The organism is Collinsella sp. AF29-7AC, assembly GCF_003475665.1.
GTDB lineage: Bacteria > Actinomycetota > Coriobacteriia > Coriobacteriales > Coriobacteriaceae > Collinsella.
The window spans coordinates 12,970-27,749 of record NZ_QRQX01000004.1; the positions used below are offsets into that span (position 1 = coordinate 12,970).

Sequence of the window (14,780 nt, forward strand, 5' to 3'; positions counted from 1 at the left end):
CATGAGCACGTTATCAATGTATGTACGATGCGCCATGGGCGCGGGGAATAGTTGGGAAGCAGGTTAGCGTGGAAGGCATGGCTCAGCAGACAAGGAATGGTCATTCGGCGAGCGCGGCAGAAGTTGCGGCGCTCGCTGGCGTGAGCCGCCAGACTGTGTCTCGCGTGGTCAACGGTATGCCCAACGTGACGGAAAAGACGCGCAAGCGTGTGCTGGCCGCCATGGAAGAGCTGGGCTTTCGTCCCAATTTTGCTGGAGCGGCGTTGCGCGGCGGGTCGTATCGTTCTATTGGCCTGTGCATGTACAACATCACACGTGTCGGTAACCTGGCGACGCTCGAGGGTATCATGCAAGCGGCGCGCGAGCACGATTTTGCCGTCACTATGATCGAGATGGGCGGCGACAAGCCCTATACACTTGCCGATGCCTCGCGCCGCATGGTCGAGCGACCCGTCGACGGCATGATTCTCAACATGAACCGCATGGCTCCCGATTTTGAGGAGTTTGTTCCCCAGCCGGGAGTGCGAACGGTCATCCTGTCCATGTATGCGCATCCGCGCTGCACGACGATCGACTCCGACCAGTATGGTTCGTGCGAGCTGTTGACCAATTATCTGCTGGAACATGGTCACTCGAATATGCGGTTTGTGGCGGGTCCGGAAAACTCGATTTCCTCGCGTTTTCGTGAGGCCGGTTGGCGCGATACGCTGGGTCGTGCTCATGTCGATGCCGCTCCGATGCTGCGTGGCGATTGGAGTGCGGACAGTGGGTACGCCATGGGCGAGCGGATTGCGGCCGAGGTGCTTGCCGGCGGGTCGCAGGCGCCGACTGCCGTGCTTGCGGCAAATGACCAGATGGCGCTGGGCGTTATCGCCGCGCTCGAGAACGCGGGCCTGTCCGTGCCCGACGACGTGAGCGTGGTTGGTATCGACGACGCACTCGAGGGACTTGTTCCTCACAATCGACTGACGACGCTGCGATTTGATTTGCGCGGTGTCGGTAAGCTTGCGTTTGAGGCGGCGATTGGAGAGAGCTCGTCTATCGAGGCGATTCATGTGCCGAGTACGCTGGTCGAACGCTCGACTGTTAGGGACATACGGGGTTAGGTCCTACTCCGTTTGTCTCGATTTGTAACAGGTAGACGGTCAAAAGCGGGCTACGTGTTACAGATTTAGATTCTTCGGAAAGAGCAATCCTGTTCGTCTCAATCTGTAACAGCTAGGACCAAAAAACTCGGCTAGATGTTACAGATCGAGACAAACGGCTCCCGACCAGCCCAAAAACAAAAAGACCGGGGGCGGCGCGCCGTGTGACGTGCCGCCCCCGGCTGAGAAATGGGGACAGGTTGTGTGAGCGGGCAACCCCGCCAGCCACTAGTCCAGACGACGGGTCTGCGCCACGTGCTTGTACCAGTAGGCGCTTGCCTTGGGCGTGCGCTTCTGGGTTTCAAAGTCAACGTAAAAGAAGCCGTAACGCTTGTTGTAGCCATTGGTCCAGGAGAACTGATCCTGCAGGCTCCACAGGAAGTAGCCGCCCACGTTGACGCCCACCTCCATGGCCTTGAGCAGCCAACGCAGGTGCTGCTCGATGTAGTCGATGCGCGGCTGGTCGTCCACAAAACCGTTCTTGTAGGGGTCCTTGTAGCCCATGCCGTTCTCGGTGATGAAGATCTGCTTGTAGTTGGGGTAGCGCTGCTTAATGTAGACGAGCAGATCGAACAGGCCCTCGGGATAGATGATCCAGTCCCAGTCGGTGGTGGGGATGCCAGGCTTGTTCACATGCTCGCCAATACCCTTAACGCGCCAGCGGCCGGTGCCCTTCTCGCCCGTACCGTTGTGGTGCAGGTCGTTCTCGCCATCGTAAGCCTTCAAAAAACGGCACTGATAGTTGTTAACGCCCAGGTAGTCGTTGTAGAGCGCGGCCTCGCGCATAATCTCGAGGTCCTCGTCCAGAATCTCGATGGTGCCGCCCGAGACGGCAGCCAGGCGGTTGGCGCACTCCAAGGTGTCAGGCGCGTAGTCGCCGCGGAAAGTGGCGTCGAGCAAGAACTGGTTCTGCAACACGTGCTCGTTATTAGCAGCTTTGATGTCGGCGGGGTCGTTCTCGTTGAGCGGGTACTTAAACTCCAGCGACTGGATGACGCCGATCTTGCCCTTAAAACCGCCGTTGTGGAAGGCCAGTACTGCCTTGGCGTGGGCGAGCATCATGTTGTGCTCGCACTGGAAGGCCTCGGCCAGATGCGCCTTGACGCCACCGGGGAAGGTGCCCTCGATGTAGGTGTTGGAGGCATCGGCCCAGATCTCATTAAAGGTGAACCAGTAGGTCACCTGGTCGGCGTACTCCTTAAAGCAGAAGGTGGCAAAGTCCACAAAGGCGTCGATGGTCTCGCGGTTGAGGAAGTCGCCCTTCTCAAAGAGGGACAGCGGCGTATCGAAGTGATGCAGCGTGACAAACGGCTCAACGTGGTGCTTGTGACATTCGGCGAAAAGGTCGTGATAGAACTGGACGCCCTCGGGGTTGATCTCGCCGGTCCCGTTGGGAAAGATGCGGCTCCAGGCAATGGAGAGACGGATGCCGTTGATGCCAAACTCCTCGCACAGTTCCAGGTCGACGGGGTACTGGTTGTAGAAGTCCGAAGCGGGATCGGGGGAAAAGCGCCCCTGGGCCTCCAGGAAGTCGTCCCAGGCGACCTTGCCCTTACCGTGAGTGCGGGTCTCGCCCTCTACTTGGTAGGCAGCGGTGGCGCCGCCAAAGACAAAGTCCTCGGGAAACTGCGCAGGCGGATTGGTGACGCTAGCAGGGTTAACGGACATGATGATCCAATCGTCTAAATCGAAGGGCCAGCCGGCTGTGTATGGTCGGCTGGCCCTGGGCGTTACTTACTTCGAAAGCTGTTCACTCACGAAGGCGAGAGACTTGTCGCCGTTCTGGGAGAGCTCGATGTACTGCTTACCGCGGCAGGCGACGCACTTGTTGCCTACGCGCTCGCAGTCTTTCTGCAGGTCGGCCAGGTAGCTGGCGGCCTGCGGGGCCAGGACGACCAGATCAAAGTCGGGGAGCATGTCAACGTGGTTGCCATAGGCCTCGGCAGCGGTCTCGAGGTTAATGCCGCGCTCCTTGGCAGCCTTGGCCAGCGCGTTGGCGAGCAGGCCCGAGGTGCCGCCACCCTGGCAGAGCACGAGCACGCGCTTGCCGTTGAGGTCGCTGGCGGTCGTTGCCTCGGCAGCGGGTGCTGCGGGAACGGCGGGGGTATCGGACTTCACGGCCTCGGCAGCAGCGCCGGCGGCAACGCTCTTGGCGTCGGCCTTGCCCTGGAAGGCATCGTTGAGCTTGGCAGCCTTTGCGGCGTTCTTGGCGGCGAGCTCCTCCTGGGAGATCTCGGCCTCCTCGGTGCACTTCTGGGCGTCGTAGGCACGGAAGAACGGATAGTACAGAACAAAGTCGACGACCAGGATAAGGGCGAGCATCACAAAGGCGAGCGGCTGAAAGCCCAAGCCCATGATGGTGCCGATGGGGCCGGGGACAGTCCAAGGCAGGGTGTACATAAAGCCGTTCATGCCCAAGAAGTCGATAAAGATCTTGAGGATCCAGATGTTGGCGATCGGGGCAAAGACGAACGGGACAAAGAAGACGGGGTTGAGCACGATGGGCGCGGCGAACAGCAGCGGCTCGTTAACGGCAAAGCACACGGGGACGATAGCGGCCTTACCGACGGCGCGCATCTCCTGGGACTTGGCCAGGAAGCAGAACATAAAGACCAGGACGAGCGTGGCGCCGGTGCCGCCCATGCAGACGACGAAGTACTGGGCACCCTGGGTCAGGACAGCGGAAGCGTGCTGGCCAGCCTGGAACGCAGCCAGGTTGTCGGTCATGTTGGCAACGAGGGCGGCGGCGATGGCGGGCTCGACGATCGAGGGGCCGTGGACGCCGACGAACCAGAACAGGCTCATGGCGCCGTAGATCACAGCGAGACCGATATAGCCGTCGGCAGCGGTGAACAGGGGCTGGAACACCTGGATGACGCCCTGGGCAAAGCAGAAGCCAAAGGCAGCGCGGAAGACGATGTCAAAGACCCAAAAGACGGCGATGCAGACGGAGAAGGGGATGATGTCCTTAAAGGTCTGCGAGATGTTGGGCGGAACCTGCTCGGGCATCTTGACGGTGATGTTGCGCTTGATAAAGAACTTGTAGATGATGCCGGTCACAAACGCAGCGATGAAGGCAGTCAGCAGGCCCTTGGAACCAAGGTAGGTGGTGTTGAAGCCGCTGGCGGCGTCCGTGGCGATGGTGTCGCTCGAAAGGAGCAAGAAGCCGATGATGGCCGCGCACATGCATGAGATAAAGTTGATCTGGTTGTTCTTGGGCAGGTCGCGGTTCTGAGCGTCGGCGAAGTGCTTGGCGGTGGTGGCGGCACAGGCGATTGCCAGGATGCCCATGGAGTAGTTGTAGCACTTCCACAGGGCGTTGTTGATGTCATCGGGCCAGTAGAAACCCCAGATGTTGGGGACCGAGGCTACGAGGCAGAAGATGGACGAGAAGATGATGATGGGGATGACGGAGATAAAACCGTCGCGGATCGCCTTGAGGTACTTGTTGCGGGCGATCGCGTTGAAAAAGGGCTGGCCCTTTTCGATAGTGGCGATGAGTTGCTCCATGCAAAGCTCCTAAGAGTCGGTGGGTTAGCAACGATGGTAGCTTTTGACGTTCGGTTGCCAAAATGTTGACGTTGCCATTTTGCGACACAAAAAAAGACGCGAACCGGTGGTTCCTGTGCCTGCGAACCGTCGATTCTTTGTGCGTAAACGTTTGAGCCGCCCGGTGGCTCTGTGTTTGCACAATGGCAACGTTAACATTTGGGCGACAAAAGCCGTTCGGGGAAGCAAGATTGTCGGTGAACGGTAGGTTTTAGGTGGTAAACGTATTGTGGGGGAGGTGTTGGATATACTTGAAGGCGTTCATTTGACTGCGTAGGGTGCCGCCAATGGCATCGTTGACATAGAAAGATCGACCTATGGCCGCTGTTAAAAAATCGGTTTCCGTTAAGGACGTGGCGCGTCTCGCGGGCGTCTCGGAGCAGACGGTCTCGCGCACCGTGCACGATTCGCCCAGCGTGCGCCCCGAGACCAAGGAGCGCGTGCGTGCCGCCATGCGCGAGCTGGGGTATCGTCCCAATTTTGCCGGTCGATCGCTGCGCCGCGGCAAGTTTAAGACCGTCGGTGTCGCCATGTTCAACATTACCGGCACCGGCAACCTCGACCGTATGGAGGGCTTTACCGCTGCGGCCGACAAACACGGCTATGCCATCACCCTAACTAAAGTAGACGGGCATCCGTATACCCTCGAGAGTGCATCGTCGCGCATGAGCGCACTTCCGGTGGATGGCATGGTTGTGATCATGAATCGCATGCCGGCGGACTTTGGCACCTTCGAGCCGCTGCCCGGTATGCAGACGGTGCTCGTTACCATGCTGGAGCACCCGCTCTGTTCAACGGTCGATAACGACCAGTTCGATTGCTCGCGCCAGGTGGTCGAGTACTTGCTGGTGCAGGGGCACAAGACCGTGCACTTTATCTCATGCCCCGAGCGCTCGCTTTCGGGCATGCAGCGCGAGGAAGGCTGGCGTGAGACACTGCGCGCACATGGTATTGAGCCGCCGCGACTCGTCCGTGGCGATTGGACGGCACAGAGCGGATATGCTGCCGGTCAGGCTCTAGCGGACGATCCGACCTGTACCGCCATCTATGCTTCCAACGATGCCATGGCCTACGGCTGCATTCGCGGGCTCGAGTCGCGCGGGAAGCGCGTGCCCCAGGACGTGAGCGTAGTGGGTGTTGACGATAGTCTGGGCGACATCGTGCCCGACCGTCGCCTGACCACGGTGCGCTTTGACAACAAGCGCGTCGGCATGTGGGCTGTCGACAAGATTGCCGGCGCCGAGGGGGGTGCGTCTGGCGTGGAGCACATGCTGATCCCCGGCATGCTCGTAGAGGGTGATACGGTGCGCGATGTACGCTAGGGTGTGGACCTGTTTGGGTTGCCACTAATTGTGTTCGATATTGTTCGCATTGGTTTAAAAACCGTTCACGGGCGAAAATCGACCGTTCATAGCTCGAAATTGCGTTTTGCATTGTTCTGTTTTGTTTGAATGTTAATGTTTCTGTCATACACAACGCAGCGCGTATGCCCGGACGCGATGCTCTCCATTGGTTCATATGTGAAAGGAACGCAATATGGCAACCAAAGAAGAAATCTCGATGGTTGGATTCGAGATCGTCGCATACGCGGGTGACGCCCAGACTGATCTGCTTGCAGCGCTCGATGCTGCTCGCGAGGGTGATTTTGAGAAGGCCGAACAGCTGCACAAGGATGCGAGCGATGCACTCATTGGCGCCCACGACACGCAGACCAAGCTGCTTTCGCAGGAGGCCGGCGGCGGCGAGATGGAGATGACCTTCATCATGGCCCACGCTCAGGACACCCTCATGACCACCATGATCTTGGAGAAGCAGACCCGCTTTACCATCGATGCCTACAAGCGCATCGCTGAGCTCGAGGCCAAGCTCGCCTAACGAACCCTCACAACCTCGTCCCCTTCCAAAAACCCTGCCGCTATCCGCGGCAGGGTTTTTTGTATCCCACCTATCTAGGTTGCGGCGAAATAGGGGCCGACAGCCCCAAATGACCCGCTTTTCCCGTCCCCGGAGGATCGGTTGGCAGCGCTCGCCACGAAACTGGCTCATCTACTACGTTTAACCCGACACCCTCGAACACACCCGCGTTTCATGAAAAATCGCAGGACTTCTACCTGCGGTTTTGTTTTTTCGCTTTGTGGCATGGTCGGGGATGGGCGGTTAAACGTAGTAGATGGGCCCATTTCATGGCGGGCGGATCATGCAGCAGCTTGTTGCGCCTCCTGCCGTTCGGTTTTTCGATGGGTGGGTATACTTTCCACCGCAATACAGGCCGGAATGAGGAGGTATCCAAATGCCGGATAACGGGTCAATACAAAAAAGAGACGCGCACGAGATAGCTCATGGGCGTCCTGTCCAGATAACCGAGCACACGACAGTAACCGAGCTGCAGCCCAGCCTGTCCGATGTCGTGTGCGCAAACAAAAAACTGCAGATTGGCATCATCGTCGCCCTTGTGGTTATGGCGCTCCTGTCGGGCTTTGTCGCGCGCCCGCATTTTGCCGATACCAAGACTTGGGACTCCACCATCGAGGTTATCGATCAAAAGAAGGGCAACGTTTTGGCGCTCACGACCTCGTGCGTTGCCCTGTCTGCGGGCATCACGGCGCTGCCTGGAGATACGGGAACGCCGGTTGCCGAGCAGCTCGCACAGCTTTCAGGCAACCTCGGTATCGTGCTTGCCGTGCTATACCTAGAGAAATACTTGCTCACGATTTTGTGGTCGGTTGGCTTGGGCATCTTAATTCCGTTTGCGTTGGTGCTCTTTGCGGTCTCGCTTGGCATTCACGGACGCTGGAGCACGAGTGCCGTCCTGCGCCGCGTGGCGACCCGCGTGCTGGTAGTCGCCATGATCGGCATGGCGTTGGTGCCTGCAAGCGTGTGGGTATCGCAAAAGGTCGACGAGACATATCGCGTCAGCATTGAACAGGCCGAGCAAAAGGCGGCCGACGCTGCGAGTGCGGCAGATAGCGACAGCTCCAAAGCAAGCAAGAAAAAGACCGAGTCTACAGAGTCCAAAAACGTGCTCGAGCAGTTGACTGACGGGGCTTCGAGCCTGGTCACGTCGGTGACCAGCGGTGCCAAGCAGATGACCGACAAGATCGTGCAGCAGGTGACCGACCTCATCGAAGGCGTCATTGTGATGATCGTGACCTCGTGTGTGATTCCTCTACTGGTGCTCGTGGCGTTCCTATGGCTAGGACACGTGCTGCTGGGGATCGATGTCTCCGGTCCCGCGAACTATCTGATGGGTCGTTTCTTGAGTGCTCCGTCCAAACATGCCAAGAAGAGCGGGCAGTCTGAGTAGGCGGCAACGCGATCTTTGGAAGATCAACCGTAAGAAGGGCGGCCGAGACATGTTCTCGGCCGCCCTTTTGTTTGTTGAACACATGGTCACTACGTCCGCGCCAGACCCAAACGGTCAGCAATCATCCGTGAATGGTATTTGTTCAAAAAAGAACAAAGATAAACAAATAATGGTTGCAGTCGCTGTTCGAATGTGTTCAAATAAACATGAACAGTGAAGAACCGCACATTCAGATGCCCGGACCTGAATACGATTCAACACTTCCAAACAGAAACTACGCACCTGCGTATCTCTCAAGGAGGATGTCATGAGGGTTGTAATCGCTTCCGATGCCGACGGCATGTCGATGAAGGAGTCCATCAAGGAGATGCTCATCGCCGACGGTCACGAGGTCGTCGACTATTCCGAGACCCCTGCCGCGGACTTTGTCGATTCCGCCACCGCCGTTGCCAAGGACCTGCTGGAGCACAAGGATTCCCAGGGCTTCGCATTCGATAAGTACGGCGTCGGCTCCTATATGGCCGCCGTCAAGATTAAGGGCATGGTCGTCGCCAACATTTCCGACGAGCGTTCCGCCTACATGACCCGCGAGCACAACGGCTCGCGCATGGTCACCATGGGCCCGGGCGTTGTGGGCACCGAGGTCGCCAAGAAGATCGCCCGCGAGTTCCTGCGCGCCCAGTACGCCGGCGGCCGTCACCAGATCCGTGTCGACATGCTCAACAAGATGGCCTAACGAGAGCCACCGAGAACTCGAACTTCTACCTCAACTTGTGAATTCAGACGAAAGGACGTTCTGATGAAGAAGACCATCGCAATCGGTTGCGACCATATCGTTACGGACGAGAAGATCTATCTGGCCGACCGCCTGGAGCAGGCTGGCTACAAGGTGCTCGACTGCGGCACCTACAGCCACACCCGTACGCACTATCCCATCTACGGCAAGGCCGTGGGCGAGGCCGTTGCCAGCGGCAAGGCCGACTTTGGCGTGGCCCTGTGCGGCACCGGCATCGGCATCACCAACGCCGTCAACAAGGTTCCCGGCGCCCGCTGCGCCCTGGTTCGCGACATGACCTCCGCCCTGTATGCCCGTCGCGAGCTCAACGCCAACATCGTGGGCTTTGGCGGCAAGATTACCGGCGAGTTCCTGATGGCCGACATTATGCTTGCCTTCCTGGAGGAGCCCTACGAGAAGACCCCAGAGCACGATGCCCTGATCGCCAAGATCGACGCCTGCAATAAGGCCGACGCCGAGGCTCAGGCTGACCCGCACTTCTTTGACGAGTTCCTCGAGAAGTGGGACCGCGGCGAGTATCATGACTAAGGAGGTTACGCGGTTTTACCAAACCGCGTAACGGGTCGACGCTGCGAAGCCATCTGGCGGGCAAGCTGGCTTCTCGCTGATGTCTGAGTGACCTGTGGGGTTACCGCTGTTGTTGCGAAGCCGTCGGTTCGGTAAGCTGCTCCGATAACACGTTTGCTTGCTGGGCTTGAGTGCTTCGCTCCAGGCGGTACCCGGCATTCTGCAGCTTTTCAATTGACGGCTCGCGTTTCTGTGAGGGGGCGCGGGCCGGTTTTCTATCAGCCCCACTGACTCGGCGGGCTGGCGTACGAAAGGGAAGGCTCCTATGGAGTTTGTTCTTGATAACGGTCCTGTTCGTGTGACACTGAGCACGGCTGGCGGATCGTTCACTTCGATTAAAGCCAACGGTCGCGAGTACCTGTGGCAGGGCGATCCTTCGGTCTGGTCGGGCCAGGCGCCCATTTGCTTCCCGATCTGCGGTGGCCTTCGTAACGGCCGCGCGATGACCATGGGCGGCCGCGAGGTCAAGCTTGCCCGCCACGGCTTTGCTCGCAAGCAGGAGTGGAAGCTCGAGGAGCAGGGCGACAACATGGTTGCGCTGAGCCTAAGCTCTGCCGACCACGTCGAGCTGCTCGAGCAGTATCCGTATCCGTTTAAGATTGTTGCTCGTTACACGATCGCTTCGGAAAAGGTGGCCGTGTCGTACGAGGTGACCAATGAGGGTACCGAGGACATGCCATTCTTTGTGGGTGGTCACCCCGGCTTTAAGTGCCCGCTCGACGAGGGCGAGTCCTATGACGATTACGAGCTCCGTTTTGAACAGCGTGAGGCCGCCGAGCTTTGTACTGCCGTCCCCTCGACGGGCCTGATTGATGTTGAGCATCGCAGCAAGAACCCCATGATCGGCCAGAACCTGCCGCTGACCCACGAACTCTTTGACTTTGCCGAGACCATCTTCGACGTGCTCGAGAGCCGCGTGGTTACGCTGACCAAGAAAACCGAGGACAAGGGCGTGCGCCTGACGTTCCCCGATATGCCGTACCTGATTGTATGGAGCAAGCCTGAGGGCGACTTTGTGGCCGTGGAACCGTGGGGCGGCCTGTCCACCTGCTCCGACGAGGACGATATTCTGGAGCACAAGCGTGGCTGCCTGGTTGCCAAGCCGGGGGAGACCGTCACCCGCGGTTTTGAGATCGAGATCCTTTAACGAGTTATCGTATGTTTGGGGCGGGTTATGCCGCCCCGGAACAGGAGTTCAACATGATTCTGACCGTTACCATGAACCCGTCGATCGATACGCGCTATCAACTCGACAAGCTGATCATCGACGACGTGAACCGCGTGACGCCCGAAAAGACCGCTGGCGGCAAGGGCCTCAACGTGAGCCGTGTGCTGCTGCAGTTGGGCGACGATGTGCTCGCGACCGGCCTGCTCGGCGGCCACATGGGTGCCTATATGGCCGAGCTTATGGATGCCGACGGCGTCAAGAACGACTTTGTGCCCATCGCCGGTGAGACGCGCATTTGCCTGAATATTCTGCACGAGGGTAATCAGACCGAGCTGCTGGAGAGCGGCCCGCAGATCGCCCCGGCCGAGCTCGAGGCCTTTACGGCCAAGTTCGCCGAGCTTGCAGCGAAGGCGGACGTTGTGACGCTTTCGGGCTCGCTGCCGCGTGGCGTCGATGCCGGCTACTATGCCGAGCTCGTCAAGATCGCCGAGGAGGCGGGCGCCAAGGTGCTGCTCGACACCTCGGGTGAATCGCTGGAGGCAGCGCTGGAGTCCGATGCCAAGCCCGAGCTCGTAAAGCCCAACCTGACCGAGATTAACGGCCTACTGGGTACGTCCTTTACGACCGATGATGTCGATGCCCTGCGCGAGGCGCTTGCCGCCGATGGCCGCTTTGCCGGTATCCCCTGGGTTGTCGTTTCGATGGGCGCTGCCGGTTCGGTGGGCTTCCATGAGGGTCGCGCGTTCCGCGCCAAGACGCCCGCGATTGCGGCTGTGAACGCAACGGGTTCCGGCGACTCGACCATCGCCGGTTTTGCGCATGCCATTGCTGCTGGTGCCGACGACGTCACGGTGCTCAAGACCGCCAATACCTGCGGTAAGCTCAACGCCATGGATCCCAAGACCGGCCACCTGGTCATGGACCGCTGGGACGAGATCTACAGCAACGTTGAGGTCGTAGAGTTGTAGCGGTTGCGACTCCTAATAGAATGAGCGTGGATAATCTCCTGCTTTTGGTGCCCATGCGAGCTCAAAGTGGGAGATTTTCCACGCTCGATTCATTAGTCGTTGGGGACGTTCTTGTTTGACTAGTCGTTTAAGAGCGTCCCCAATGACTACACGCAAAAACGGCGCCCGCTGGCAATGTTGCCGGCGGGCGCCGTTGTCTTGAAGACGAAATGATCCGTTTTCCTTCGTCCCCAGGGGATCATTACAGTGAGTCGATAAAGCGCTGTTGGGCGGCGCGGCCGGCTTCGTCCCACTTAAAGACGCCGGCGTTGTCGAGCACGTGGCCAAACACTACGCCGACTTCCTCGTGCAGGATGCCGATGGCGCTATCCGCCGTAAGCTCGTCGGCGCGGCGGGCATAGACGTCCTCGGCCCACGCGGCATGGCTGCGGCAAAGGTCGTCGCCCTCGAGCGCACTGGCAAGGTCGTAGCTGGTATCGGCTTTGGCTGCCAGCAGGTGCTCGCGGACAGCGCCGAGCTCGGGAACCAGGCGCGGCGGCAGAATGGCCAGGCCCATGACCTCGATCAGGCCGATGTTCTCCTTCTTAATGTGATGGTACTCGGCATGCGGGTGGAAAACGCCCAGCGGATGCTCGTCGGTCGTGATATTGCAGCGAAGCGCCAGGTAGACCTCGTAAATCTCGCCGCCGGCGTTGCCGCGGGAGTCGACGCGGCGGATGACGGGCGTCACGGTGTTGTGCGCTACGCCGTCGGCCGTGTGCGCGATAACGCCCACAGACTCGTCGGTCCACTCGCGCCAGGCGAGGATAATCTTCTCGGCAGCGTCGAGCAGCTGAGCGCGGTCATGCGAGCGCAGGCGCAGCACCGAGAGCGGCCACTGCAGCACAGTGCCGGTGACCTGGTCAAAACCGGGCATGCTAAACTGCGAGACCTCGGTGGCATGCATCATGGGGAACTCGTGCGCGCCGCCCTGGAAGTGGTCGTGCGACAGAATCGAGCCGCCCACGATAGGCAGGTCGGCGTTGGAGCCGATGAAGTAATGCGGGAACAGGTCCACAAAGTCGAGCAGGCAGGTCAGGCCCTTGCGGTCGACGTGCATCGGACGATGCTCGGAGCTCATGGCAATGCAATGCTCGTTAAAGTACGCGTACGGGCTGTACTGGAAGCCCCAGCGCTCGCCGTTGAGCTGGATGGGGATAATGCGCAGGTTTTGGCGAGCGGGGTGAGCGCCGCCGTCGGCTGCGGCGGAGCGTCCGGGATAGCCCTCGTTTTCGATGCAGAGCTGGCAGGCGGGATACTTCTCGCCCGTGTTCTTTGCGGCACCAGCCGCGGCGATATCGCGTGGGTCCTTCTCAGGCTTGGAGAGGTTGATGGTGATCTCAAGATCGCCCCAGTTGGTGGGGGTGCTCCATTTGATGTTGCGCGCGATGGCGGCACGGCGCACGTAGCCGGCGTCGCAGCACAGGCCGTAGAACCAGTCGGTTGCGGCGCGGGGCTCGTTGACGCCCATGCGTCCGTTGAACTCCTCGTTTACAACCGAAGGCCTCGGCATGAGCGCACCCATGATGCGCATGGCGATGCGGTCGCGGCCTGACGCCGTGTCCTCGGCGGCACCGTTGGTAACGGCGGCCTCGGAAAGCGCGGCAAGCGTGCCTTCAAGATCAAAGTCGGGCAGGGTATTGGGGTGCAAGAGCGAGAGTTTCTCAACCTGGAGCGCCCAGGCCATATCGAGTGCGGGACCCGTGGCGCCGATGCACTCCAAAATGGTGTTGTATGCCCAGATCCGGTCGTCCTGGCCGATCATCGATCGGTGGATGGCGTACTCGATCAGGTTCTGCGCGGCCTCTCGCACGTCAGTCATTACAGCCATGCCGCGTAAGCCCCCTTGTCAGAGATGGCGTAGTGACGGGCAGAGCCCTCGCCCAGCCAGCCGTTCATCTTGGCAATGAAGGTGTCGACCAGATCGAGCGGCACGAAGGCCTGGATGGTGCCACCAAAGCCGCCACCGTGGATACGGACGGCGCCGCGGCCGTCGAGCACGTGCTCGGCCAGCGCCAGGGCATACATGGAAGGCTGCTCGGAACCCAGCTTGGCAACAACATTCTGCAGGTACATGGCAGAGCTGGCGCCGGACTCGCGCGTCAGGACCAGGAACTGGTCAATGTCGCCAGCGTTCAGGGCTGCCCAGCGCTTGTCGACCAGGCCGTTCTCGTACCAGTAGTGAACGGCGCGCAGGCAGGCGCGGTCGCCCAGCTTGGCGCGCAGCTCGGGGAGCTTGGCGTCAAAGTCGGCAACGTTGACCTCGCACAGGCGTGCCTTGCCAAACTCGGCGGCGACGTCCTGCATCTCGCGCGGAACGGCGGCGTAGTCGTCGGTAGCCGCCACATGGTCGGCGCCAACCTTAACGAGCACGAGCGCATAGCCGTGATCCTCAAAGTTGAGCTCGAGCTTCTGGGTCTTAGGCTGAGCCTGGTCCTCAAAGTCCATGTAGGCGAGGCCGCCCAGGCACACGGCGGCTTGGTCCATCAGACCGCAGGGCTTGCCGTAATAGTTGTTCTCGGTGCGCTGGCTCATCTGGGCGAGCGCGACGGGCTCAATGGCGGGCGCGCCCCAGAGCGTCTCCATGGCGCGGCCGTACGCGGCCTCGACGGCGGCAGAGCTGGAAAGGCCGCCGCCCGAGGGGACGGAGCAGGTGAAGGCGAAGTCGAAGCCCTGGGGCTCAACGCCCAGAGCAGCGATTTCGTGGGCCATGCCGCGGACGAGGCTCGCGGACGTGCCCTTCTCGGACTCCTGAACGTCTAGCGTGTCGAGCGCGATCTCAAACGTGGGGTAGCCCTCGTCGGCGACGCGGACCTTGTTGGAATCGGTTGCCACGGCGATGCCGTCGACGGCGACATCGAGCGAGCCGGCGATAACGTGGCCGCCCTCGTGGTCGGTGTGGTTGCCGCTGATCTCGGAGCGGCCGGGCGCGTGCACATAGAGCACCTGGCGATCGCCGATGGGGCCAAACTCCTCCTCAAACAGCTTGGTGAGCGTGGCGAGTGTCTTTTCGTCGGGGGTGGTCATGAGGGTCCTTTCCTTGGCGCATGCTGACGAGTTTTCCGTCGTAGTGAGTACGTTAACAATCTGAAGCGGCATAAACTCAGCATCTACGATGCCGCACGTTACGGGCTATGTTAACGTACTCATAACACAACACTTATCACTTTTTGAGAATCTGGTAACCGGTAGAAATTCAGCCGTGAACGGTACTGCCGTATGGACTTATAAAGCAGAAGAGATG

General features: G+C 59.9%; 12 protein-coding genes. 8 read left to right on the forward strand and 4 right to left on the reverse strand.

Annotated elements, in window-relative coordinates:
• Positions 1–77: 77 nt before the first annotated feature.
• A complete protein-coding gene (locus DWZ15_RS02325; RefSeq protein ID WP_055310566.1) occupies positions 78–1,106 on the forward strand; it encodes a LacI family DNA-binding transcriptional regulator in 1,029 nt (342 codons plus the stop codon).
• Positions 1,107–1,373: 267 nt separating this feature from the next.
• On the opposite strand, the gene lacG is transcribed toward DWZ15_RS02325, so the two are convergent.
• Complete coding sequence (lacG, locus tag DWZ15_RS02330) at positions 1,374–2,813, reverse strand: 6-phospho-beta-galactosidase (protein ID WP_118449141.1); 1,440 nt, start codon at positions 2,811–2,813, stop codon at positions 1,374–1,376.
• A gap of 66 nt (positions 2,814–2,879) precedes the next feature.
• The gene (locus DWZ15_RS02335) at positions 2,880–4,655 is read right to left on the reverse strand and encodes a PTS transporter subunit EIIC (protein ID WP_118449143.1); all 1,776 of its coding nucleotides are present in this window, start codon (positions 4,653–4,655) and stop codon (positions 2,880–2,882) included.
• A 356-nt stretch (positions 4,656–5,011) separates the two neighbouring features.
• Here DWZ15_RS02335 and DWZ15_RS02340 point away from each other — a divergent pair, with 356 nt between their 5' ends.
• The 7 genes from DWZ15_RS02340 (at position 5,012) to DWZ15_RS02370 (ending at position 11,497) form a co-directional block, all read left to right on the forward strand.
• The gene (locus DWZ15_RS02340) at positions 5,012–6,016 is read left to right on the forward strand and encodes a LacI family DNA-binding transcriptional regulator (protein WP_117862751.1); all 1,005 of its coding nucleotides are present in this window, start codon (positions 5,012–5,014) and stop codon (positions 6,014–6,016) included.
• A 214-nt stretch (positions 6,017–6,230) separates the two neighbouring features.
• A complete protein-coding gene (locus tag DWZ15_RS02345) occupies positions 6,231–6,569 on the forward strand; it encodes a PTS lactose/cellobiose transporter subunit IIA (RefSeq protein ID WP_006234827.1) in 339 nt (112 codons plus the stop codon).
• A 415-nt stretch (positions 6,570–6,984) separates the two neighbouring features.
• On the forward strand, positions 6,985–7,998 hold the full coding sequence (locus tag DWZ15_RS02350; RefSeq protein ID WP_118449145.1) for a hypothetical protein: 1,014 nt from the start codon (positions 6,985–6,987) through the stop codon (positions 7,996–7,998).
• Between the two features lie 307 nt (positions 7,999–8,305).
• On the forward strand, positions 8,306–8,734 hold the full coding sequence (gene lacA / locus DWZ15_RS02355; RefSeq protein ID WP_006234830.1) for a galactose-6-phosphate isomerase subunit LacA: 429 nt from the start codon (positions 8,306–8,308) through the stop codon (positions 8,732–8,734).
• Between the two features lie 63 nt (positions 8,735–8,797).
• Positions 8,798–9,322: a galactose-6-phosphate isomerase subunit LacB gene (gene lacB / locus DWZ15_RS02360; RefSeq protein WP_006234831.1), complete on the forward strand. Its 525-nt coding sequence runs from the start codon at positions 8,798–8,800 to the stop codon at positions 9,320–9,322.
• A gap of 304 nt (positions 9,323–9,626) precedes the next feature.
• Positions 9,627–10,508, forward strand: coding sequence for an aldose 1-epimerase family protein (locus DWZ15_RS02365; protein WP_118449147.1), 882 nt, complete (start codon positions 9,627–9,629; stop codon positions 10,506–10,508).
• A gap of 53 nt (positions 10,509–10,561) precedes the next feature.
• Positions 10,562–11,497 (forward strand): hexose kinase, encoded by a 936-nt coding sequence (locus DWZ15_RS02370; protein ID WP_118449149.1) that lies wholly within the window; start codon positions 10,562–10,564, stop codon positions 11,495–11,497.
• Between the two features lie 241 nt (positions 11,498–11,738).
• On the opposite strand, the gene DWZ15_RS02375 is transcribed toward DWZ15_RS02370, so the two are convergent.
• Positions 11,739–13,367 (reverse strand): UDP-glucose--hexose-1-phosphate uridylyltransferase, encoded by a 1,629-nt coding sequence (locus DWZ15_RS02375; RefSeq protein ID WP_233544608.1) that lies wholly within the window; start codon positions 13,365–13,367, stop codon positions 11,739–11,741.
• Positions 13,358–14,563 (reverse strand): galactokinase family protein, encoded by a 1,206-nt coding sequence (locus DWZ15_RS02380; RefSeq protein ID WP_118449153.1) that lies wholly within the window; start codon positions 14,561–14,563, stop codon positions 13,358–13,360. Before DWZ15_RS02380 ends, DWZ15_RS02375 begins: the two co-directional genes overlap by 10 nt.
• Positions 14,564–14,780: the final 217 nt, after the last annotated feature.